The following is a 22,060-nucleotide window of genomic DNA, read 5'->3' on the forward strand; positions in this document are numbered from 1 at the left end:
TCGCCAGGGATCGGCTAGTCGCCACGCGAGACGTTACCGCTCGGTCCTCCCGTGAACAACCATTGATAAATGCGCATGGACATGGGTGGCCGCAAATGTCGTGACAGCATTCTTCAGCACATTGACCGATGCCCAGAGAAATCCGCCGTTTGACACACGGCCGCCATGTCGATGCATATACGTCAATCTTCGGGCGCACGGGACGGCACCGGACAGGTGCGACTCGCCCGGCCGCTCAGGCGCCGGCGGCGAACTCCATGAGCGTCAGCCCGTCGGTGCCGTGGTAGGTGCGCCGGGGCGCCAGCCCCGCGGCGGCGGCCAGCGCGGCGAACTCGGGCAGCCCACGCTCGCGCCCGCCGACGAGCACCAGCATCCGCAGGTCGTACGGCGACAGGTGCGGCACGTGCGGCACCGTCGGCAGCACCTCGATGACGAGCACCCGGCCCGTGCTCCCGGCCGCCTCGGCGCAGCGCCGCAGGATCGCGGTGGCGTGGGCGTCGCTCCAGTCGGTGAGCGCGCGGGAGACCACGTACACGTCGGCGCCGGGCGGCAGCGGGGCGAAGAAGTCCCCGACCACGGCCTCGGCCCGGTCGGCGAGGCCGCACGCGGCGAACGTCGCGGCGGCGGTGGCGACCGGCTCGTCGCGGTCGACGAGCGTGCCCCGCAGGTGCGGATGGGCGCCCAGCACCTCCCGCAGCAGCCCGCCCGCGCCACCGGCCACGTCGACCACGTGCCCGACCTCGTGCCAGGGGTAGAGCGCCGCGACCTCCGGCGCGGTGAACCGCTGCTGGCTGAGCATCAGCGCGTCGAAGTAGGCCCGGTGGTCCGGGTGGGCGTCGAGGTCGGCCCAGAAGTCGCGCCCGTGCACCTCCCGGTAGCCGGGCCCGCCGGTGCGGATCGCGTGCGGCAGACCCGTCCAGGCCAGGTCCATCCGCGCGCCGAGACCGCCGAGGTCCAGGTAGGCGCCGTGGCCGCCGCCGTCACGGTCGCAGAGCAGCTCGCCGACGTCGGTCAGGCCGAACACGTCCGGCGACACCTCGACGAACACGCCCCGGTGCACGAGGTAGCGCAGCAGGCGGCCCAGCGCGGCGGCGTCCGCGCCGCAGGCCTCGGCCAGCTCACCCAGACCGGTGACGCCCGCGGCGATCCGGTCCGGCACGCGCAGCGTCACCGCCGTGCGTACCGCGAACGGGGTGGCCAGGTCGGTGAGCCGGTCGAGCCGCTCCCCCGCGTCACCCTCGATCGGGGCATCGATCGACACCGGCGCCTCCTCCCGCGTCGCGGGCCGGCACCGCCGCCCCCGCCGGTGCGAATGCTTCCAGGCGTACGGCGGGTGAGTCAACGACGACGGCTGGTGAGGACATTCATGGGCGTGGAACAATGCGCGGACCAGCCGTGGCGCGCAGACCGGAGGGATCATCGATGACCACATCCATCGCGGCCGAGGTGCGGCTCGTCTCCGGCGCGCTGGGGGCCGAGGTCCACGGCATCGACCTGAACACGCTCACCGACGAGGGCTTCGCGCTGATCCACGACCTGCTGCTCAAGCACCAGGTGGTCTTCTTCGCCGGGCAGACCGGGCTGACGCCGCAGGCGCACGTCGCGTTCGGCCGCCGCTTCGGCGAGGTGGAGCTGCACCCGTACCTGCCCCGGCTGGAGGGGCACCCGGAGATCGTCGTCATCGACTCCGCCGACGGCGGCAAGGTCGACGTCTGGCACACCGACATGACGTTCCACCAGAGCCCGCCGATCGCCTCGATCCTGCACCTGATCCAGCTGCCCGAGGTCGGCGGCGACACCATGTGGACCAACCAGTGCCGGGTCTACGAGGCGCTCTCCGCGCCGATGCGTGACCTGCTCGACGGGCTGACCGCCATCCACGTCATCCGGATCGGCACCGAGTTCACCAGCCGCGCCGAACACCCGGTGGTCCGGGTGCACCCCGAGACCGGCCGCCGCTCGCTGTACGTCAACCGGCTGTTCACCTCGCACATCCCGCAGCTGACCCGCAACGAGAGCGACGCGCTGCTGGAGCACCTGTTCACCTTCTCCGAGAGCCCTCAGTTCACCTGCCGCTACCGCTGGCGGACCGGGGACGTCGCGGTGTGGGACAACCGGGTCACCCAGCACTACGCCGTCAACGACTACGACGGGCTGCGGCGCGGGCAGCGGATCACCGTGCTCGGCGACCACCCGACGGGAGACGCGCCCCGATGGGAGCACTACGTCCCGGCGCCCGGCGAGCGCTACTGGCCGGGCCGGGTCAACGCGGTGGAGAGCTACTGACCGCCGGTCACCAGGTGACCGGGAAGGAGGCGATACCGCCGTTCATCCGGTCGTGCCGCCACGGGATCTCCGCCGGCGGCACCGCCGGCGACAGCGCCGGCATCCGGGTCAGCAGCGCGCCGAGCGACAGCTCCACCTGCATCCGGCCCAGCGCCGTGCCGAGGCAGAAGTGCGGCCCGAAGCCGAACGTCAGGTGCGGTACGCCGGGCCGGCGGTCGATGTCGAAGACGTTCGGCTCGGGGAAGAACCGGGGATCGCGGTTGCCGGCCCACGGGATCGCCATCACGCAGTCGCCGGCCCGCATCGCGACCCCGCCGAGGACCAGGTCCTCGCGGACCACCTGCACCCGGAACATGGCGCTCACCGACGTGTAGCGCAGGATCTCGTCGGTGGCCGCGGAGAGCTTGCCCGGCGCGGCGCGCAGCTTCGCCAACTGCTCCGGGTGCTGGAACAGCGCGAGCAGGCCGGCGCTCGTGGAGTTGATCTCCAGCCCGCCGAGCAGCACGCCCATGGCCAGCTCGACCAGTTCGGCGTCGGCCAGCTCGTGCGCGCCTGCGCCGCGGACCCAGGCCGAGAGCAGGTCGTCGCCGGGCTCGGCCCGCTTGCGCGCGAGCTGACCGGCCAGGTAGTCACGCAGCTCGGCCTGCGCGGTCGCGGCGGCGGCCGAGCCGTACGCGGTCACCGAGTTCAGCCCCTCGATCCAGGCGTAGAACCGGGGCCGGTCGGCGGCCGGGACGCCGAGCACGTCGCACACCACGAGCACCGGCAGCGGCGCCACCAGCCCGGCCACCACGTCGGCCGGGCGCGGCCCGGCGAGCATGGCGTCGACCAGCTCGTCCACCAGCCGCTGCACCCGGGGCCGGAACGTCTCGATGCGCCGGGCGGTGAACGCGCGACCGGCCACCCGCCGCACCGCCGCGTGCGCCGGGCCGTCCATGTTCAACTCCCGGGGACCGCCGCCGTCCGGCGTGGTGGTCGCGCCCAGCGGGAGCCGGGAGAACCGGGGGTCGGCCAGGACGGTGCAGCAGTGCTCGTAGCTCAGCACGAGCCAGGCCGCCCGCCCGTCCGGCAACCGCACCCGGCTGACCGGCTCGGCGACGACCATCTCCAGCAGCTCGGCGGGAAGGTCGCCGGTGAACGGTTCGAACGGATAGGAACGTAGCCCGGAATTGACTGTCACGGCGCCACCGGCCGACTGATCGCGGTCCACGTCCGACATCGGCTAAGAGTCCAGCATCGGTTAGTCCGGCGTCAATATCCGTCGCATGCGTCCGCGACCTTCCGCGTACCGGTGTCGATCCCCTAGCATCGGTTCTCCAGGGCTGCCGTTTCGCCGCGCGGATTGGTGGGATTTGACTGCGCCGCTGCGAATTCTGATGTCGACGTGGGGCTGGCGGTCGCATTTCTACAGCCTGGTCCCGCTCGGCTGGGCGTTGCAGGCCGCCGGCCACGAGGTTCGGGTGGCCAGTCACCCGTCGATGGCCGCCACGATCAGCACGGCCGGGCTCGCCGCCGTACCGCTGGGCGAGGACGTCGACTTCGCCGAGGCGTTCGCCGGCCGGATCGGCGCGGTGGCCCCGCTCGGTGGTTCCGCGCCGGCCGGCGCCGTCGAGCCGGCGATCACCGCCGACGGCGGGGTGGTCCGGTTCGCCGCCGCCGTCCTCGACGACCTGGTCTCGTACGGCCGCTCCTGGCGGCCGGACCTGGTCCTCTGGGAACCGTTCAACCTGGCCGCGCCGGTGGCCGCCGCCGCGCTGGGCGTGCCGGGCGTGCTCAACCTGTGGGGGCCGGACTCCTCGACCACGCTGCGCCTGGACCCGGACGAGGTGGTCGGGCCGCTGGCCGCCCGGTTCGGGCTCCCCGCCGCCGACGTGCCGCTGGACGGCGTCCTGACGCTCGACCCGGTGCCGCCGCCCATGCAGGTGCCGATGCGGCGCCCCGGCCGTCCGGTGCGGTTCGTGCCGTACAACGGTCCGGCCGTCGTGCCGGACTGGCTGCGCCGCCCGGCGGACCGGCCCCGGGTGTGCGTCACGGCGGGCACCATGATGGCCGGTGCCGGGCTGCACGACCGGCTCGACCTGGGCGGGGTGATCCGGGCGGTGGCCGGGCTCGACGTGGAGGTCGTCGTGGTGGTCGAACCGCGCCAGCACGAGGGACTGGGCCGGCTGCCGGCCCGGGTCCGCCTGGTCGAGGGGCCGCTGGCGGTACGGCTGGTGCTGCCGACCTGCGCCGCCCTGGTGCAGCAGGGCGGGGCCGGCACCACCATGACCGCGCTCACGTACGGCGTGCCACAGCTCGTCCTGCCGCAGGTCAGCGACCAGCACTTCAACGCCGGGCGGCTGGCGGTCACCGGCGCCGGCACCTGGCTGGCGGACGAGCGCGCCACCGCCACCGCGGTACGGGATCTCGTCGGCGAGCTGGTCGGCGACGGCCCCCGGCGGCAGGCCGCGGCGCTGATGCGTGACCGGGTCCACGCCATGCCCTCCCCCGCCGAACTCGTGCCGACGCTCGCCGCCCTGGCCCGGGGCGGCCCGATCTGAGGAGTCGCAGATGACGCAGGAGCCACCGGCCATCACCTACCCGCTCGCGCCGGCTCCGACGATCTACCACCCGTCGCCGGACTACACCCGGATGCGCGAGACGTGCCCGGTGGCCCGGGTCGAGCTGCCCGACGGGGCGTGCGCGTACCTGGCCACCCGGCACGCCGACGTGCGCCGGGTCTTCACCGACCAGCGGTTCAGCCGGGCCGCCGCGGCCGGGCCGAACCGCCCGACCCGGGAACTCGGCTCGCTCGCGGAGGACTCGCTGATCGGGATGGACCCGCCGCGGCACACCACGATGCGCCGGGCCGTCTCGCACGCGTTCACCGTCCGCCGGGTGGAGGAGCTGCGCCCGCAGGTGGCGGCGCTCGTCGACCGGATGATCGACGACCTGGAGGCCGCCGGTCCGCCGGCCGACCTGATCACGCACGTCTCCGGCCCTCTGCCGATCTCCGTGATCAGCACGCTGTTCGGCATCCCCGACCGGGACCGGGAGCGGGTACGCCAGTGGTCGGACGCGCTCGTCGGCGACTGGGACGCCGACCCCGAGGCGCCCCGGGCCGCGCTGGAGGCGTTCCGCGAGCTGATCGACCAGCGGCGCCGCCGGCCCGGCGACGACCTGATGAGCGCGCTCATCGCGGTCTGGGACGAGCACGACGACCTGACCGAACGGGAGCTGGTCTCGGTCACCGCCGGGATCTTCGTGGGCGGACACGAGACCACCACCAACCAGCTCAACCTTTTCCTGCTCGTGCTGGCCCGACATCCCGAGCAGCTCGGCGGGCTGCGCGGCGACGATCCGGTGGCGGTCGCCCGGGCGGTCGAGGAGTTGTCCCGCTTCATCCAGCTCGGCGACAACGGGGTGCTGCTGCCCCGGGTCACGACCGAGGAGGTGGAGCTGGGCGGCGTACGCCTGCCGGCCGGCGCCGCGGTGCTGCCGGCGATCGCGTCGGCCAACCGGGACGCCACGGTGTTCCCGGGCGCGGACACGCTCGACCTGACCCGCGTGCACAACCCGCACCTGGCGTTCGGCGCCGGCCCGCACCACTGCCTGGGCGCGGCGCTGGCCCGGATGGAGTTGCAGGAGGCGCTGGGCGCGCTGCTGCGGCGGCTGCCCGGGCTGCGGCTCGCGGTCGACGAGTCGGAGCTGCGGTTCCGGCCGGGGCTGGTGGTGCGCAGCCTGGAGTCGCTGCCGGTGGCCTGGGACCGGTGACGCTCAGCCGCCCGCCGACCCGGGGACGACCCGGGTCGGCGCGGCGGGGTCGAGGGCCGCCTCCACCGCCACCTCCTCCACGCCGCGCAGCAGACGTTCCGCCTGCTCCTCGGTGAAGCAGCCGAAGTCGAAGATCACCTGGAGGTGGACCGTCTCCGGCTGGTCCTCGACGGTGATGAACATCTGCTCGGGCAGATGGTCCAGCGGGCCGTCCCAGACCAGGAACGTCTCGTCCGCGCGGCGGCGGATCCGCTCGGCGGTCACCGGGTCGTCGTGCAGCCCGCCGTCGGCCGCCTGCCGGGTCGTCACCCGCCGGTCGTTGATCCGGCAGCTGATCCGGGCCGGGTATCCGCGTTCGGCGTCCAGCCGGTCCGAGACCTCGGCGAGCTGCGCCGGGTCGTAGTAGGCGTACTTCCCGGCGGAGACCGCGGCCCGGCGGGCGCGCGCCACCACCTCGTCCACAGTGGTGCCGGCGGTGTCGACGCGGAGCACGCCGTTCTGGCTGAGCGGGGCGATGGCCTCGGCGAAGCCCGGCCGGAACCGGTTGCCGACGATGAGCTTGGCGGTGAGCGGGCTGACGCCGGTGGCCCGGCCGATCGCGATCGCGATGACCGCGAGCAGCACGCGCGAGGTGTCCGTGCGGGTCCGCGCCGCGATGGCCCGCACCGCCAGGTACGCCGCGGGCGAGCTGAACCGGCCGTGCCAGTACCGGTGGCCCCGGCGTCCACCGGCGGCCGGCTCACCGAACGTCAGCGGCGGGACGTCGCGCAGGTGCTCGGCCCAGTGACGCACGGCCCGATCGCTGACCCGGCGCAGCGGCGGCGTCTCCTCCCGCCGGCCCAGGTCGAGGATCTGCACGGTACGCGGGTCGGCGACCCGGCGGACCGGCCGGGCGGCCAGGCCGAGGTCGGCCAGCACCAGGGACGTGGCGGTGCCGTCCACCACGAGGTGGTCGATCGTCAGTACCCGGTGCACCAGGGCGCCGCGGTGCCGGATCACCGCCATCCTCACCGACCAGTCCCGGTAGAGGTCGTAGTGGCTCAGCAGGCGGGCGTGGCCCAGGTCGTAGGCGAACGCGGCCACGTCGGCGGGGTCCGCGTCGTCGGGTACGTCCACCACGTCCAGGACCGTCTCTCCGCTCGCGGACACGACCTGGCACGGGCCGTCCCCGTCGCCGGGGCCGAGCCGCATCCGCAGCGCCGGGTGCCGGGCCATCAGCGCGGCGAACTCGGCCGCCACCTGCTCGACCGTGACCCCCGCCGGCACCGGGTGGGCACCGCTGACGTTGTGCGTCCAGCCGGTCTCCCGCATGTCCTGCATGATGGCCTTCTGTCCCCAGGTCAGGGGCGCGGTGCCGGCGCCCGGCCCGGCGAACGGAACGGGTACCTGGGCCTGGACCGTCGGCGCGAACACCCGTTCATCAGAGCAACGCGCATCGGCGTGTGTCAACGTGACGGCAGACGGTTACGCTGCCGTCCATGCGGGACGCCGTCCGGGTCTGGATCCTTGCGGCAGCGGTGCCGGCGGACGAGCTGGCCCGGTACCGGGCGGTGCTCGACGCGGACGAGCGGGACCGGGCCGCGCGGTTCGGCACCGGGGCGCTGCGGGACCGGTTCACGGTTGCGCACGGCGCGCTGCGCGTCCTGGCCGGGCGGGCCACCGGCACGACACCGGCGGCGCTGACCTGGCGCCGGGGCCGGTACGGCAAACCGGCGCTGACCGGCCCGTGGAGCGGCCTGCACACGAGCCTGTCGTACTCCGGCGACCTCGTGGCGGTCGCGCTCAGCGAGGGCCGCCCGGTCGGGGTGGACATCCAGCACGTCACGCCGGGCGGGGATCCGGTATCCGCGTCCGCGCGCTTCTTCGACCCGCGGGAGGCGCGGCACGTCGCCGCCGGACCGGATCAGGCCGGCCGGGCGCTGCGGTTCGCCCGGCTGTGGGCGCGCAAGGAGGCGGCCGTCAAGGCGGCCGGGGGCCGGCTGTGGCCCAACCTCGGCGTGCCGGTGCACCCGGGCGACGTGGTCGAGTGCGTCGACCCGGCCGGCCCGCACCGGCTCACCGACCTGCCCACGCCCGCCGGGTACGCGGTGGCGGTCGCGCTCGCCGGCGACGGGCCGTACGCCGTCGAAAGCCGCACCGGCCTCGGTCACGATCGGTGACGATCGCCGTACCCGTTGACACCCGCCGATGTCCCCTGCTCTGATGACTCCATGCCGACGCGCATGATCGACTCGTGGGACGCCCGGTGCTAGAACACGACGCGCCGGCCGACGCGCCGCCCCGTGACCAGGTCGTGGACCGCCTGACCGTGTTGCTGACCCGCATGCTCCGGCCGGATGCGCCGGTCACCGAGCAGACCCAGCTGATGGACGATCTCGGCCTCAGCTCCTCCCTCGGGCTGGAGCTGCTGCTGGCGCTGGAGGACGAGCTGGAGATCCAGATCGACGTCGAGGAGCTGGACGAGGACCGGATGGCCACGCTCGGCGACCTGGCCGACTACATCACCGCCAACTCCACCCCGCGCTGAGCAGGCCGACCATGGACCGGCCCGGCCTGAGCGTGGTGGTGCCCGCGCACGAGAACGCATCCGCGCTCGACGCGACGCTGCGCTCGCTGACCCGGCAGACGCTGCCGCCCGGGGACTTCGAGGTGGTCGTCGGCGACGACGGCTCGGCCGTGGCGCTGGGCCCGGTGGTGGACGCCTACCGGGACCGGCTGCGGATCGACTACGTCCGCAGCGAGCGGAACCGGGGCCGCAGCGCCAACCGCAACGCGGCGGCCGCCCGCGCCCGCGCGGACACGCTGATGTTCCTGGACGCCGACACCGTGGCGCATCCCGGCCTGCTGCAACGGCACCGTGACTTCCACGCCGGGCGGGCCGGCCGGCCGGGCGTGCTGCTCGGTCAGCGGTACGACCTGGACTGGGCCGGCGCGGACGCGCTGCGCCGGGGCGAGCCGGTCGTCCCGGCGATGCTCGACGCCGAGCGCGGCGACCCGCGGCTGGAGGACATCTCCCTCCGGCAGCGGACGGACGACTTCCCGAGCGCGCCCTGGGTGCTGGGCCTGACCCACAACGCGTCGGTGGACCACGAGTCGTTCCGGCGGGTCGGCGGGTTCGACGAGGCGATGGTCAAGTGGGGCTTCGAGGACCTCGACTTCTTCTACCGGGTGTTCCACCTGCACGGCGCGCCGCCGGAGCTGTTCCGGCTGGACGCCGAGGCGCTCTCCTACCACCTGCCGCACTTCCGCAGGACGTCCAACGGGCTCGCCTCGATGGACAACATGAAGTACCTGCTGCGCAAGCACCTGCGCTACGACGTCGAGGTGCTGTACGGGCTCAACACGTTCGGCCGGCACCTGGGCCGTATCCGGCTCTACGGCCAGGCGATCGAGGCGTACCGGTCCGGCGGGCTGGGCCGGCCGGACGTCCTGCCCGCGCCGCTGCGCGACGAGCTGGCGGTGAGCGCGGCGCTGGTCGTCGGTAACGGCGTGTCGGCGCTGGACCTGGGCGCCGGGTCGCACACGTTCGACCACGACGCGCCGGTCGGCGAGACGAACTCGCACCTGCTCGGCACCGTGCTCCAGCAGTTCAAGGCCGGCGCGCTGGACGTGATCGTCAACGTCGACATGTGGCGGTGCCTGCTGCCCGAGGATCTGCCCGCGTTCCTCACCCGAGGGCTGCTCAAGGCCGACCGGATCGAGCTGGTCGCCACCCGTAGCGGCCCGGACCAGCGCGCCCTGCTGCCGGTGCCGCTGGTCGCCGACCTCGACTACGCGGCCGACATGCTGCGCCCGCACTTCACCGTCGCCGTCGCCGCGTACGACACCGCCACGGTGATCACGCTCCGCTGAGGCCGGACGGCCGCTCAGGCGGGCCGGGCGAGGACCAGGCTGACGTTGTGGCCGCCGAAGCCGAACGAGTTGGACAGCACCGCGTCCACCGCGGCCGCCCGCGCCTTCTCGCGGATGTGGTCGACCTCGTCCGCCCGCTCCGGGTCGTCCAGGTTGTGCGTGGGCGGCAGCAGGCCGCGACGCAGCGCCTCGACCGCGATCGCGGCCTCGATCACGCCGGAGACGCCGAGCATGTGCCCGGTCACGCCCTTGGTCGAACTCAGCGGCGGCGGGCCGGCGCCGTAGACCTCGGCGAGCGCGGCCAGCTCGGCGGCGTCCCCGGCGCGGGTGCTGGTGCCGTGCGCGTTGACGTATCCGATGTCGGCGGGCACCAGCCCGGCGTCGCGGACGGCCATGCGCATGCACGCGGCGGCGTCCGCGCCGTCGGGGCGCGGCGAGGTCGGGTGGTGGGCGTCGTTCGTGGCGCCCCAGCCGAGCACGTCGGCGTGGCGGTGGGCGCCGCGCGCGGCGGCGTGCGCGGCGCGTTCCAGCACGAACACCCCGGCGCCCTCGCCGAGGACGAGCCCGTTGCGGCGCCTGTCGAAGGGCCGGCTCGCGGCGGCCGGGTCGGCCCAGCCGCGGGCGAGCGCCCGGGCGTTGCCGAACGCGTACGCGAACGTCGGGAACAGCGGCGCCTCGGCGCATCCGGCGAGCACCACGTCCGCCTCCCCGGCGCGCAGGATGCGCAGCGCCTCGCCGATCGACTGCGCCCCGGCCGCGCACGCCGTGCCGATGGACGAGGTGTAGCCGTGGATGCCGAACTTGATCGCGATGCGGGCCGCGCCCATGTTCGGCAGCGTCCCGGGCAGCATGTACGGGCTGACCCCGAACCGGCCCCGCGCGGCGCGGGCGAGCGCCTGCTCCTCCAGCATGGACAGACCGCCGACGCCGGAGACGACGGCCGCGACCCGGTACGGGTCGACGTCGTGGCCGATCCGCAGTCCGGCGTCGGCGAGCGCGTCCCCGGCGGCGCGCAGCACCATCACGATCGACCGGTCCACGACGCGTGACTCCGGGCCGGGCAGCACGCTCGCCGGGTCGATCGCCGGGGCGAACGCGGCGACGTCGACCACGCCGTGCAGCGGATGGCCGGCGGGCGGGCGGGAGAGCCCGGACCGGCCGTCGCAGACCGCGTCGAACACCTCGGCTGCGGTGGAGCCGACCGGGCTGACCAGACCGATCCCGGTGACGGTGACCGGTTCGCGCACGCTCACCGGCCCCGGCGTGCCGGCCGGGACGCCGGGACGCGGCACGGCCGGGTGCGGTGCACCGACATCGGTCAGCGCGCCGAGGCCGGGGCGATGCGCGCCGCCACGGTCCGGCTGAACTCGCCGACCGTCATCATGGCGAGGTCCTCCGCCTCGTCGTCGTCGAAGGCGACCCCGAACCGGTCCTCCACGCGCACCGCCAGCTCGGCCAGGCCGAGGGAGTCCACGTCGAGCCCGGCCGGGCCGAAGACGGTGTCGTCGTCGACGTCCGAGACGTCGTACTTCATCTCGGTGAGTGCGGCGAGGAGGAACGCGCGGATCTCGTCGGTCATGTCCGGTGTTTCCCTTCCACGGTGTCCTGGCGGCGCGCTCGACCTGCTCGACGGAACCTGTGAGGCGCGGAGCGGACACTCCGCGTAGCATCGACCTTACTCGATCGGGTTGGTTTGGCAAGGTGCCCGGTCGGTCAGCCGTACCGGCAAACGGTCGTACCCGCGCAGCATGAGTGCGCGACGCGGCCCGGGTTCGGCGGCCAGCGCCGGGAAGCGGTCCAGCAGGCGGGGCAGCACCAGCCGCCCCTCGGCCCGGGCCAGCGTCGCCCCGAAGCAGTAGTGCGGCCCGGCGCTGAACGCCAGGTGCCGGTTGTCGGTGCGGGACGGGTCGAACCGGTCCGGGTCGGGGAAGCGGCGCGGATCCCGGTTCGCGGCGCCGGTCAGCACCACCACGGTCCGTCCCGCCGCCACCGGCAGGCCGGCGACCTCGGTGTCCGCGGCGGCGTACCGGACCGCGAAGTGCACCGGCGGCTCGTACCGCAGGATCTCCTCGACGTACGACGCGGCCAGCGACGGATCGGCGCGCAGCGCGTCCCGCGCGTCCGGCCGCTCGGTGAGCAGCACCAGCCCGTTGCCGAGCAGGTTCGCGGTGGTCCGGAACCCGGCGTTGTACATGATGATCAGGTTGGCCAGCAGCTCGTCGGCGGTCATCCGGCCGGGTTGGGCGTCCAGGCCGCGCAGCAGCGCCGAGACGAAGTCGTCGCGCGGGCGCGCCCGGCGCGCGGCGACCAGATCGGTGAAGTACGCGGTCAGCTCCGCCGCCGCGACGTTGGCGGCCCGGACCTCGCGCATGGACCGGCGGCCGATCTCCAGCACCGCGTCGAACGCGCGGACCCGGGACGGGAACCACTCCCGGTCCGCCTCCGGCACGCCGAGCAGCTCGCCGATGACGTCACTGGGCAGCCGGAGCGCGAAGCCCGCCATGAAGTCGACCGGACGGCCGTCCGCGCCGTCCGCGGCGAGCCCGTCGAGCAGGCCGTCCGCGATGCGCCCGATGGCCGGTTCCAGCGCGGCGACCCGGCGCGGGGTGAGCGCCTGGGAGAACAGGTGCCGGACCCGCAGGTGGTCCCCCTCGGCGGCGTTGAGCATCGACGACTGGAGGATCCGGATGACCTGGTGCTCGCGCCAGCGCACCCCGGCCCGGTCCAGGTAGTCGGCGCCGAGCACCCGGAAGACGGGGTCGCGCAGCACCCGGCTGACCGCGTCGTACCCGTGCACGACGAGCGCGTGCGGGTCGGCCGGCCGCAGCGCGACCGCCTCCCCCGTCTCGTGCAGCCGGGCGTAGAACGGGTACGGGTCGCGCCGCACCTCGTCACCGAGCAGCTCGTCGAGGGAGATGGTGACGCGCATGGCCGCTCCTCGCGGGATACCGGGGTGCCGCGACCTTAGACTCACCGCCGCCGATGTGTCCACGCGCGAGGGCCGCGGTCAGCCCGCGGGCGCGGCACAGCCGTCCTCCCGTATGCCGGCGAGCATGTCGGCGGTGGTGTGCGCCCGGATGCCGGGCGGCACCGGGTCGGCGAACCGCGCGACGACCGCCCGGACGTGGGTCTCGGCGGCCTCGGCCAGGCCGTCGTAGACGGCGGCGAACAGGTCCCGGGCCGCCCGACGCGGCCATCCGGCGGGCAGCAGTTCCAGCGGCAGCCGCGGATCGAGCGTGGGAAACCGCCGGTACGTGTCCATCACCTCGGTCCGCGCCCGCACGGCGGCGGCGCCGCCGACGGATCCGAGCCGCGACACCAGCGGCGTCCACCGGCGCAGGAACGCCTCGTAGTGCCCGCTGATCGCGTCGACGTCCCAGGCGTCCACGGGGGCGCGCTGACCGATCGCGTCCAGCGCGTCCTGCCGCCCCCGGAACACCGTGACCGCCCCGAGGGCGAGTTGGGCGAGCCGGGCCCGCGCGGGCCCGGCCAGCTCGTACGGCGAGATCCACAGCCCGTCGTAGAGCGGCGCGAAGCCGAGCCAGCGCAACTGGCCGCGCAGCGCCCGGCGCTGGGTGCCGTGGTCCTGCGGCAGCGAGAAGGCGACGATGGTCCAGCACCCGTCCCACGCCTGCGTCTCGGCGGTGGAGGCGATGATCCAGTTCCCGCCGGCGGACAGGTCGGCGGCGGCGGCGCGACTGAGCCGGTAGAAGCTGTTGCGGCCCTGCCGGGTGCCCTCCAGCACACCGCGGCGGGCCAGCCGGCTGATGGCGGTGCGCGCGCCGGCGCTGGTCACGCCGGCCTCGCCGAGCAGCGCGACGATCGCCGCGGACGGCAGCGCGGCGCGGGTACGCAGCGTGTAGTCGGTCAGGAGCGTCACCGCGACGCTCTGCGGCGAGGTGCCGGCCTGCCGCCGGGGCAGCCGCGGCGCCGGCCCCTCGTCCGGGTAGATCTCCTCGATGTCGAACGGGCTTGCCACACGCGCTCCGGGCTCGGCTCAGGGACGGTGCACCGACTGTAGACGAACGCCGCCGCAGCTCATCGGAGCACATCGATTGACACTTCGGCGTCCGGCCGGAACACTATGTGCCATACGACGGAGCCGGGCCGGGCGATCCACGTCAGTGGGTGAGGCGCGACACCGCGGCGGCCCGGGTCGCCGGCGCGGCGCGCACCCGCCCGTCCCCGCCCGCACAGGGCGATCGAAGGAGTCTCCGTGAGAATCAGAGCCAAGATGGTGGTGGCCCTGGCCGCGTCGCTGGTGGCGGCCGGCCTGGTGATCCCCGCCGTCCAACCCGCGTACGCGGCGTCGCTGACCGAGGTGACCAGCTTCGGCGACAACCCCGGCCGGATGCGCATGCACGTCTACGTTCCGGACGCCCGCCCGGCCCGGCCGGCCACAGTGGTGGCCATGCACGGCTGCGGCGGTTCCGGCCCCGGCTTCTACTCCGGCAGCGAGTTCGCCGGGCTGGCCGACCGGTACGGGTTCATCGTGATCTATCCCAGCGCGACCCAGCAGGCCGGCTTCGGCAACTGCTTCGACACCTGGTCCGACGCGGCCAAGCGGCGCGGCGGCGGCAGCGACCCGGTGTCGCTCATCTCGATGGTCCGCTACGTCCAGCAGCAGTACGGCGCCGACCCGGACCGGGTCTACGCCACCGGCAGCTCGTCCGGCGGCATGATGACCAACCACATGCTGGCGCTCTACCCGGACGTCTTCAAGGCCGGCGCGGCGTTCATGGGCGTGCCGTTCAACTGCTTCGCCGGCGCCGCCGACTATCCCCCGGGCTCCAGCCAGTGCACCGGCGGGAACATGAACCGCACCCCGCAGCAGTGGGGTGACGCGGTCCGCCAGGCGTACCCCGGCTACACCGGGCCCCGCCCCCGGGTGCAGTTGTGGCACGGCACCAACGACACGCTGGTGCCGTACTCGCTGCTCCAGGAGACGATCGAGCAGTGGACGAACGTGTTCGGCCTCAGCCAGAACCCCACGTCCACCGACACGCCGCAGTCCGGCTGGAACCGGCGGCGCTACGCCGACGGCAACGGCACCGTCCAGGTCGAGGCGTACAGCATCCAGGGCGCCGGGCACAGCCTGCCGTCGGCCGGCATGGCCGCGGCCGCGGTGGCGTTCTTCGGCCTGACCAGCACGCCCAGCCCGACCGCCACGGCCAGCCCGACGACTTCGCCGAGCCCGACGGTGTCGCCGAGCCCGACCGTCTCGCCGAGCCCGACCCTCTCGCCGACGCCGGGCCCGACCACCCCGCCGCCCGGCACCGGCGCCTGCTCGGTGAGCATCGAGCTGAACGCCTGGAACAACGGGCTGACCGAGAACATCACCGTCACCAACACCGGCACCACCGCGGTGAACGGCTGGTCGCTGGCGTTCACGCTGCCCGGCGGCCAGACCATCACCTCGGGCTGGAACGCGTCCTACTCCCCTTCCTCGGGTCAGGTGACCGCGCGCAACCTCGCGTACAACGCGGTCATCCCGGCCCGCGGCTCGACCACCATCGGCTTCCAGGCCACGCACACCGGCAACACCGCCCGGCCCGGCTCGTTCAGTCTCAACGGCTCACCCTGCACGATCGCCTGACCGGCACCCCGCACTCCGGCGTTTCTTCCCACGGCGCCGGGGACGGCCCCGCGACCCGAGAGGTCGCGGGGCCGTTTCACGCGTACACAAGCCCACCTGCGGCATAACGTTGAACCAAATGGTTCAGTGTCATACGGTGAACCTCGTGGTTCAGCAAGAGACGCTCGACCGGGTGTTCGCCAGCCTGGCCGACCCCACCCGGCGCGACATCCTGATCCGGCTCGGCGCCGGCCCGGCCACCATCAGCGAGCTGACCGAACCCACCGGGATGAGCCTCACCGGGATGCGCAAGCACGTGCGCGCGCTGGAGGACGCGGGCCTCGTGGTGACACGCAAGGTCGGCCGGTCCCGGCAGTGCCGGCTCAGCGAGGCGCCGCTGGACTCGGCCATGGCCTGGATCGCCTTCTACCGGCGGCTCTGGGCGCGCCGCCTCGACGGCCTCGACGCCTATCTCACACTCACCACGGAGGACCGCGACCATGACGCTCCACATGCGGGTGACACGACAATTGCCGGGCACTCCTGACGAGGCGTTCGACGCCTACACCGACGCCGGCAAACAGAAGATCTGGTTCGGCATCCTCGACGAGGAGCCCGGCATCGTGGAGATCGACGTGGACCTGCGGGTCGGCGGGCGGCAGACCGCGGTCTGGGGCCCCTCCCCCGACATGCTGTTCCGCGAGACGCAGACGTTCCTGGAGATCGACCGCCCGCACCGGCTGGTCACCGAGTCGACGGGCACCGGCCCGGACGGCACGACCATGACCACGCGCATCGAGGTCACCTTCGAGGCGCGCGACGGCGGCACGCTGATGACAGTGGTGCAGAGCGGCTTCCCCACCCCGCAGCTGCGCGACTTCTTCGTCGGCGAGGTCTGGACCGGCGCGTTCGCCCGCATCGAGGCGTACCTGATCCGGGAGCACGCGGAGGAGACCTCCCGTGGCTGACCTGTCCCGCACCGCCGTCGTCGCGCTCGCCACCGCCGTCGCGGTGGTCGTCAACCTGATCGTGTACGCGATCGGCCGGGCGGCCGGCGGCACCTTCCTGTTCACCGCCGACGGCCGGCGGATGGAGGTCGACGCGGTGACCGTCGCGGGCTTCAGCGCGCTGCCGCTGGCGCTCGGGCTCACCGCCGTCGCCCTGCTGGCGTCCCGGTTCGCCTGGGCGGTCCGGGCGGCGCTGATCGTCGGTCCGGCGCTCGCGGTGCTCACGATCGCCACCATGACGCTGCCCGCCGACCTGGACACCACCAGCACGATCACGCTGGCGGCGTGCCACCTCACGCTCGCCCCGATCGTCGTCGTCGCGGCGACCGCCCTCGGCCGGCGCGCACGCCGCGCCGCCGGCCCGGTCGCCGCCTGACGCCGGGCGCGACCGGCCGCGCCCACCCGCCGTCACCGGGTGTGGCCGGGTAGACAGCCACCACCGGCCGTTTTTGCCGACATCGTGTTGCTAACATCGCGACATGGTGTCGACAAGTTTGAGAGGTGGCGGCTGATGTTCCTGGCCATTCGCGAGCTGGGGTTCGCGCGGCTGCGATTCGCCCTGATGGGGGCCGTGATCGCGCTGATCTCGGTGCTGATGGTGATGCTGTCCGGCCTGTCCGTCGGGCTGGTCCGCGACGGCGTCTCCGGCCTGCAGAACCTGCCGGTCACCTCGTTCGCCTTCGCCCACGGCGTGCAGCACGACTCGGCGTTCTCGCGCAGCGTGGTGGACGCCTCGGCGGTGGACACCTGGCGGGACCAGCCGGGCGTGGCGGAGGCGACCCCGTTCGGCAACACGCTGGTCAACGGGCGTACCGACGGGGGCACCGAGGTCGACCTGGCGCTGTTCGGCGTCGAGACCGACTCGTTCCTGTCGCCCGCCGTCAGCGAGGGCGACCGGCTCGGCCCGGCGGACGGGATCGTGGTGAGCCCCACCGCCATCGACGCGGGGCTGCGCGTCGGCGACACCGTGACGGTGGACCGGCTGGGCACGCGGCTGCGCGTCGTCGGCGTCACCGAGCAGCAGGACACCTTCGGCCACGTCGACGTGGCGTACGTGCCGCTGGCCACGTGGCAGGCGGTCAAGTCCGGCACCCCGGCCGGCGCGCAGACGCCGGCGCAGGCGGCCCAGGAGATCACCGCCGTCGCGGTCCGCGCGGCCGACGGCGACTCGGTGGACCTGGCCGCGGGCGACAAGGCGGCGGGCACGGAGAGCCTGACGCTCGACGAGTCCTACGGGGCCTCGCCGGGCTACACCGCCGAGACGACCACGCTCCAGCTGATCCAGGGCTTCCTCTACGCCATCTCGGCGCTCGTGGCCGGCGCGTTCTTCGCGGTCTGGGCGATCCAGCGCAAGCAGGAGGTCGCCGTGCTGCGGGCACTGGGCGCCTCGACCCGCTGGGTGCTGCGCGACGCCCTCCCCCAGGCGCTGATCCTGCTGGCCGTCGCCATCGCCGTCGGCATGGGGATCGGCCTCGGCCTCGGCGCGCTGATCTCCGGCGGCGACGTGCCGTTCGCGCTGCACCCGCAGAGCATCGCCGCCGCCGCGGCCGGACTGCTCGTACTCGGCCTGGTCGGCGCGGCAGCCGCAGTCGTCCGCCTCACCTCCATCGACCCGGCGACCGCCCTGGGAGGCAACCGATGAGCAGCCGGACCACACCGTCCCCCGCGGCGCCGGGCACCACCGCGGCCGACCTCGGCCTGGTCATGCGCGGCGTGCACCTGCGGCACGGCGACGGCGCGGAGACCGTGCACGCGCTCGACGACGTGGACCTGACCGTCGCGCCGGGCGAGCTGGCCGCGATCGTCGGGCCCTCCGGCGCGGGCAAGTCCAGCCTGCTCGCCGTCGCCGGCGGGCTGGCCCGCCCCGACGAGGGCACCGTCACAGTGGCCGGGCACGACATGACCGTGTCCAGCCGCCGGGCGCGCACCGAGCTGCGCCGCCAGCACGTGGGATTCGTGTTCCAGTCGGGTAACCTGCTCCCCGCGCTGACCGCCGCCGACCAGCTGCGCCTGCCGCTGCGGCTCGGCGGGCGACGGGAGCGGTCCGGGCGCGACCCGCTGGAGATGCTCGCGCACGTCGGCCTGGCCGGCAAGGCCGACCGCCGGCCGCACCAGCTCTCCGGCGGCGAGCGCCAGCGCGTCGGCATCGCCCGGGCGCTGATGACCGAGCCCTCGGTGCTGCTGGTGGACGAGCCGACAGCGGCACTCGATCGCGCCCGCAGCCACGACATCGTCCGGCTGCTCGCCCAGGAGGCGCGGGAGCGCTCGGTGGCCGTCGTGATGGTCACTCACGATCACGACGTGCTGCAATACTGTGACACCATCTACGAGATGATCGACGGCAAGCTCGCGACGAGCAGCTGAACCGCGACGAGCAGGCAGCGACGCGGGCCGGACACGGGCGGCGGGAGACACGGGGAGGTCGGTGTGCCGAAGATCCGAGCCTCGACCGTCGCGGAACACCGGGCCGCGCAGCGGGCGGCGTTGCTCGACGCCGCCCGCGCCCTGCTCTCCGAGCATCCGGAGCAGATTCCGAGCCTGGCCGACGTGGCCCGGCACGCCGGGCTGGCCCGGTCCAGCGCGTACTCGTACTTCAAGTCCCGCACCGACATGTTCGACGTGCTGGTCGCCGACACCTTCCCCCGGTGGTCGGCCTTCGTCGAGAAGCAGATGGCCGAGGCCCGCACGCCGGGGGCGAGGATCCTGGCGTACGTCGAGGCCAACCTGCAACTGGTTGCCCGGGGTGACCACGCGCTGGCCCGGGCGCTGGCGTCGGCGGGCGACAGCGAGGTGCTGGCGACCTCCAGCCGGCTGCTGCACGACAGCCTCGAGGCGCCGTTGCGCGCCGCGCTCACCGAGCACGGGGCGAGCGACCCGGACCGGATGGCGGAGCTCGTGCAGTCGGTCGTCTACGCCCTGAGCCGGATGATCGAGAACGGTCTCGGCCTTCCGGCGGCCACCGGGCTCGCCCGCGAGTTGCTCACGCCGTACCTGCGCCCGGACGCGGGCTGACCGCCCGCCCCTGAACTCCGGCGCGGCGCGACTGCGCCCGGCCATCGCCACACCTGCTGAACAACGACGGACCCGGTCGGCGCCGGCAGCCGCACCACGGGGGCGCGCCCCGGCGGCGGCCCCGGCCGGCGCGCGTCCCGGGGCGGCGCCCGGGGGCGCCCCCGCGTTCCCGGAGGACACCCGCCGACACGGTCCGGCACAGCCGTCCGAACGATCGGCACGGGCCGCCGACCGAGGGCCGGCGACCGGCCTTGTCGTCCGATCAGGAGGAACCGAACGATCGACCGCCGCATCGACGGTCATCGTCGGTCACCGTTCCGCCTAGTGGAACAGCAGCTCAGGGGCGGTGCGGCGCGCTAAGTTACTGATCGGTAGCCCGTTGACGGCATGTGAACCCGGCCCTACCGTTCCACTCAATCGAACGGCGTACGGTTCATCCGAACGCTCTCGGCCTCGCCGAGTGCGGCCCGAAACAGGAAGTCCGAGGCATGCCTGACGACAAGCTTCTCGCTCTTCTCTCCCCCGCCCGGCTCGGTCGTCTCACACTGCGGAACCGGGTCTTCATCCCCGGCCACACCACCAACTTCGGACTGAACAATGTGCCCACCCGCCGTCACGTCGCCTACCACGCGGAGCGGGCGCGCGGCGGCGCCGGCCTGATCATCACCGAGGCGATCCGCGTGCACCCCACGAGCGCGGGCCGCAGCATCAGCCTCGGCAGCTTCGACGACTCGTCGATCCCGGCGTACGCGGCGGTGACCGCGGCCGTGCACGAGCACGGGGCACGCATGTTCGCCCAGATCATGCACGCCGGACGGCAGGCGAACGGCGACGCGACCCGTACCGCCGCCTGGTCCTCGTCGCCGGTGCCGTGGGCGGCCGGCTCGCACGTGCCGCACGCGATGGGCCGCCGGGACATCGCCGTCGTCGTCGCCGCGTTCGCCGCCGCCGCGCGGCGGATGCGCGCGGCCGGCTTCGACGGCCTGGAGGTGCACGCCGGCCACGGCCACCTGCTCCAGCAGTTCCTCTCGCCGCACACCAACACCCGCGACGACGCGTACGGCGGCAGCCTCGACAACCGGATGCGCCTGACCCGCGAGGTGCTCACAGCGGTGCTCGCCGCCGCCCCCGAACTGCCCGTCGGGCTGCGGGTCAGCGCCGACGAGTTCCTGCCCGGCGGCCTCGACCCGGCCGCGGTGCTCGAGATCGTCGGGAAGCTGCGCGCCGAGTTCCCCCTCGCCTACGTGCACGTCAGCCACTCCGCCTACCACGGCAGCTGGTCGCTGGCGACGCAGATGGCGGACATGAGCTTCGGCCACGCCCCGTTCCGGCACCACGCGGCGCTGTTCAAGAAGGAGTTTCCGGACCTGCCGGTGCTCGCGGTGTGCCGGCTGGACAGCCTGCCGGAGGCCGCCGAACTCGTCGCCGCCGGCGAGGCCGATCTGGTCGGCCTGGCCCGCCCGCACATCGCCGACCCGCACCTGGTCCGCAAGGCCGAGCAGGGCCGCCAGCACGAGGTACGCGCCTGCCTGGCCTGCAACCAGGGCTGCATCGGCCGGCTGGAGACCAGCCTGCCCATCTCCTGCGTGGTGAACCCGGAGGTCGGCGCCGAGCGGGAGTGGGCCGACGCCTGGCCGGAGTTGCCCGGGCCCTCCGGTGCGCGGGACGTCCTCGTCGTCGGCGGCGGGCCGGCCGGCCTGGAGGCCGCTCTCTCCGCGCACCGGGCCGGGCACCGGGTGACAGTGGTCGAGGCGCGCGACCGGCTCGGCGGGCAGGTGGAGGTGGCCGCGCGCGTACCCGGGCGGGAGCGGCTCGGCCTGCTCACCCGCGACCTGGCCCGCGACGTGGCGTCCGCCGGCATCCCGGTCCGGCTCGGCCACCGCGCCGGCGTCGAGGACGTGCTGGCCGGCGACTACCAGGACGTCGTCCTCGCCACCGGCTCCCGGCCCGCCCGCCGCGAGCTGCCCGGCGGCCCGCCGGTGATCGACATCTGGCAGGCCGTGGACAACCTGGCCGACCCCGGCTACCGGCCCGCCGGCGCCGTCGTCGTGCTCGACGACGAGGGCACCTGGTCGGCGGCCTCGGTCGCGGAGGCACTCGCCCGCCGGGGCGCCCGGGTCCACCTCGTCTCCCCCACCGCCACGGTGAGCGCCAAGATCACCACGTACTCGCGGCTGGCACTGCTCAAGCGCTTCGCGGACCTGGGGATCGCGGTCCACCCGATGCGGACCGCCCGCGCGGCGGGCGCCACGGCGGTGGCCCTCGGCGGCCCGCTCGCCGGCGGCGAGACGATCGTCGAGGACGTCACCACTGTCGTCGACGGCGGCTCGGCGCAGGCCGCGGACGAGCTGTACCGGCAGCTCGACGCGCTGCCCGACGGCCCTCGCGTCCACGTCGTCGGCGACGCGAACGCCCCCCGCACCGCCTTCGAGGCCGTCTACGAGGGACGGATGGCCGGCGCGTTCCTCGGCGCCTACGACACCGCGTCCGCCCAGCGCGTGCGGTACGCCCACTGACCCGTCCACCCCGGTCGCGGTGCACCGCGGACCGGACCTCCCCCACCTGCAGAGGAGAC

The 22,060-nt window shown here is 74.1% G+C and carries 21 protein-coding genes; 14 read left to right on the forward strand and 7 right to left on the reverse strand.

Features of this window, described 5'->3' with window-relative positions; genetic code table 11:
* Positions 1-235 precede the first annotated feature (235 nt).
* Positions 236-1,261 carry a methyltransferase gene (locus tag V6U82_RS02140; protein WP_334458841.1) on the reverse strand — a complete coding sequence of 342 codons (1,026 nt, stop codon included), beginning with the start codon at positions 1,259-1,261 and terminating at the stop codon, positions 236-238.
* Between the two features lie 161 nt (positions 1,262-1,422).
* Here V6U82_RS02140 and V6U82_RS02145 point away from each other — a divergent pair, with 161 nt between their 5' ends.
* Positions 1,423-2,286 (forward strand): TauD/TfdA dioxygenase family protein, encoded by an 864-nt coding sequence (locus tag V6U82_RS02145; protein ID WP_334458842.1) that lies wholly within the window; start codon positions 1,423-1,425, stop codon positions 2,284-2,286.
* A 7-nt stretch (positions 2,287-2,293) separates the two neighbouring features.
* On the opposite strand, the gene V6U82_RS02150 is transcribed toward V6U82_RS02145, so the two are convergent.
* Positions 2,294-3,505 carry a cytochrome P450 gene (locus V6U82_RS02150; protein ID WP_334458843.1) on the reverse strand — a complete coding sequence of 404 codons (1,212 nt, stop codon included), beginning with the start codon at positions 3,503-3,505 and terminating at the stop codon, positions 2,294-2,296.
* Positions 3,506-3,662: 157 nt separating this feature from the next.
* Here V6U82_RS02150 and V6U82_RS02155 point away from each other — a divergent pair, with 157 nt between their 5' ends.
* Both V6U82_RS02155 and V6U82_RS02160 read left to right on the forward strand, forming a co-directional pair.
* Complete coding sequence (locus V6U82_RS02155; RefSeq protein WP_334458845.1) at positions 3,663-4,826, forward strand: nucleotide disphospho-sugar-binding domain-containing protein; 1,164 nt, start codon at positions 3,663-3,665, stop codon at positions 4,824-4,826.
* 10 nt (positions 4,827-4,836) lie between these two features.
* A complete protein-coding gene (locus V6U82_RS02160) occupies positions 4,837-6,039 on the forward strand; it encodes a cytochrome P450 (protein WP_128137443.1) in 1,203 nt (400 codons plus the stop codon).
* Between the two features lie 3 nt (positions 6,040-6,042).
* Here the strand turns inward: V6U82_RS02160 and V6U82_RS02165 are convergent, their stop codons facing one another.
* Positions 6,043-7,452 (reverse strand): condensation domain-containing protein, encoded by a 1,410-nt coding sequence (locus V6U82_RS02165; protein WP_334458846.1) that lies wholly within the window; start codon positions 7,450-7,452, stop codon positions 6,043-6,045.
* Between the two features lie 65 nt (positions 7,453-7,517).
* On the opposite strand from V6U82_RS02165, the gene V6U82_RS02170 reads away from it, so the two are divergent.
* From V6U82_RS02170 to V6U82_RS02180, 3 genes are all read left to right on the forward strand, one after another.
* Positions 7,518-8,198, forward strand: coding sequence for a 4'-phosphopantetheinyl transferase family protein (locus tag V6U82_RS02170; RefSeq protein WP_334458847.1), 681 nt, complete (start codon positions 7,518-7,520; stop codon positions 8,196-8,198).
* A gap of 74 nt (positions 8,199-8,272) precedes the next feature.
* Complete coding sequence (locus V6U82_RS02175) at positions 8,273-8,566, forward strand: phosphopantetheine-binding protein (protein ID WP_258544938.1); 294 nt, start codon at positions 8,273-8,275, stop codon at positions 8,564-8,566.
* Positions 8,567-8,577: 11 nt separating this feature from the next.
* Complete coding sequence (locus V6U82_RS02180) at positions 8,578-9,891, forward strand: glycosyltransferase family 2 protein (RefSeq protein ID WP_334458850.1); 1,314 nt, start codon at positions 8,578-8,580, stop codon at positions 9,889-9,891.
* Between the two features lie 14 nt (positions 9,892-9,905).
* On the opposite strand, the gene V6U82_RS02185 is transcribed toward V6U82_RS02180, so the two are convergent.
* The 4 genes from V6U82_RS02185 to V6U82_RS02200 all read right to left on the reverse strand — a co-directional run bounded on the left by V6U82_RS02185 (position 9,906) and on the right by V6U82_RS02200 (position 13,870).
* Positions 9,906-11,144, reverse strand: coding sequence for a beta-ketoacyl-[acyl-carrier-protein] synthase family protein (locus tag V6U82_RS02185; protein ID WP_334458852.1), 1,239 nt, complete (start codon positions 11,142-11,144; stop codon positions 9,906-9,908).
* A 65-nt stretch (positions 11,145-11,209) separates the two neighbouring features.
* Positions 11,210-11,470, reverse strand: a complete 261-nt coding sequence (locus V6U82_RS02190; RefSeq protein WP_128138904.1) for an acyl carrier protein — start codon at positions 11,468-11,470, stop codon at positions 11,210-11,212.
* 96 nt (positions 11,471-11,566) lie between these two features.
* Entirely contained in the window at positions 11,567-12,820 is a 1,254-nt protein-coding gene (locus tag V6U82_RS02195) for a cytochrome P450 (protein WP_334458853.1), read from the reverse strand.
* 78 nt (positions 12,821-12,898) lie between these two features.
* A complete protein-coding gene (locus tag V6U82_RS02200) occupies positions 12,899-13,870 on the reverse strand; it encodes a PaaX family transcriptional regulator (protein ID WP_334458854.1) in 972 nt (323 codons plus the stop codon).
* A 237-nt stretch (positions 13,871-14,107) separates the two neighbouring features.
* On the opposite strand from V6U82_RS02200, the gene V6U82_RS02205 reads away from it, so the two are divergent.
* From V6U82_RS02205 to V6U82_RS02240, 8 genes are all read left to right on the forward strand, one after another.
* Complete coding sequence (locus V6U82_RS02205; RefSeq protein WP_128138930.1) at positions 14,108-15,487, forward strand: extracellular catalytic domain type 1 short-chain-length polyhydroxyalkanoate depolymerase; 1,380 nt, start codon at positions 14,108-14,110, stop codon at positions 15,485-15,487.
* Between the two features lie 145 nt (positions 15,488-15,632).
* Positions 15,633-16,013, forward strand: coding sequence for an ArsR/SmtB family transcription factor (locus V6U82_RS02210; protein WP_181726770.1), 381 nt, complete (start codon positions 15,633-15,635; stop codon positions 16,011-16,013).
* Entirely contained in the window at positions 15,967-16,434 is a 468-nt protein-coding gene (locus V6U82_RS02215) for an SRPBCC family protein (RefSeq protein ID WP_334458856.1), read from the forward strand. Before V6U82_RS02210 ends, V6U82_RS02215 begins: the two co-directional genes overlap by 47 nt.
* A complete protein-coding gene (locus V6U82_RS02220) occupies positions 16,427-16,849 on the forward strand; it encodes a DUF6069 family protein (protein ID WP_334458858.1) in 423 nt (140 codons plus the stop codon). Before V6U82_RS02215 ends, V6U82_RS02220 begins: the two co-directional genes overlap by 8 nt.
* A 135-nt stretch (positions 16,850-16,984) precedes the next feature.
* Entirely contained in the window at positions 16,985-18,115 is a 1,131-nt protein-coding gene (locus V6U82_RS02225) for an ABC transporter permease (protein WP_334458859.1), read from the forward strand.
* The gene (locus V6U82_RS02230; RefSeq protein ID WP_334458860.1) at positions 18,112-18,837 is read left to right on the forward strand and encodes an ABC transporter ATP-binding protein; all 726 of its coding nucleotides are present in this window, start codon (positions 18,112-18,114) and stop codon (positions 18,835-18,837) included. Before V6U82_RS02225 ends, V6U82_RS02230 begins: the two co-directional genes overlap by 4 nt.
* A gap of 63 nt (positions 18,838-18,900) precedes the next feature.
* Complete coding sequence (locus V6U82_RS02235; RefSeq protein WP_128136231.1) at positions 18,901-19,485, forward strand: TetR/AcrR family transcriptional regulator; 585 nt, start codon at positions 18,901-18,903, stop codon at positions 19,483-19,485.
* 488 nt (positions 19,486-19,973) lie between these two features.
* Positions 19,974-22,001 (forward strand): oxidoreductase, encoded by a 2,028-nt coding sequence (locus V6U82_RS02240; RefSeq protein ID WP_334458863.1) that lies wholly within the window; start codon positions 19,974-19,976, stop codon positions 21,999-22,001.
* Positions 22,002-22,060: the final 59 nt, after the last annotated feature.

Source organism: Micromonospora sp. CPCC 205554, assembly GCF_036902745.1.
Classification (GTDB): Bacteria; Actinomycetota; Actinomycetes; order Mycobacteriales; family Micromonosporaceae; genus Micromonospora; species Micromonospora tulbaghiae.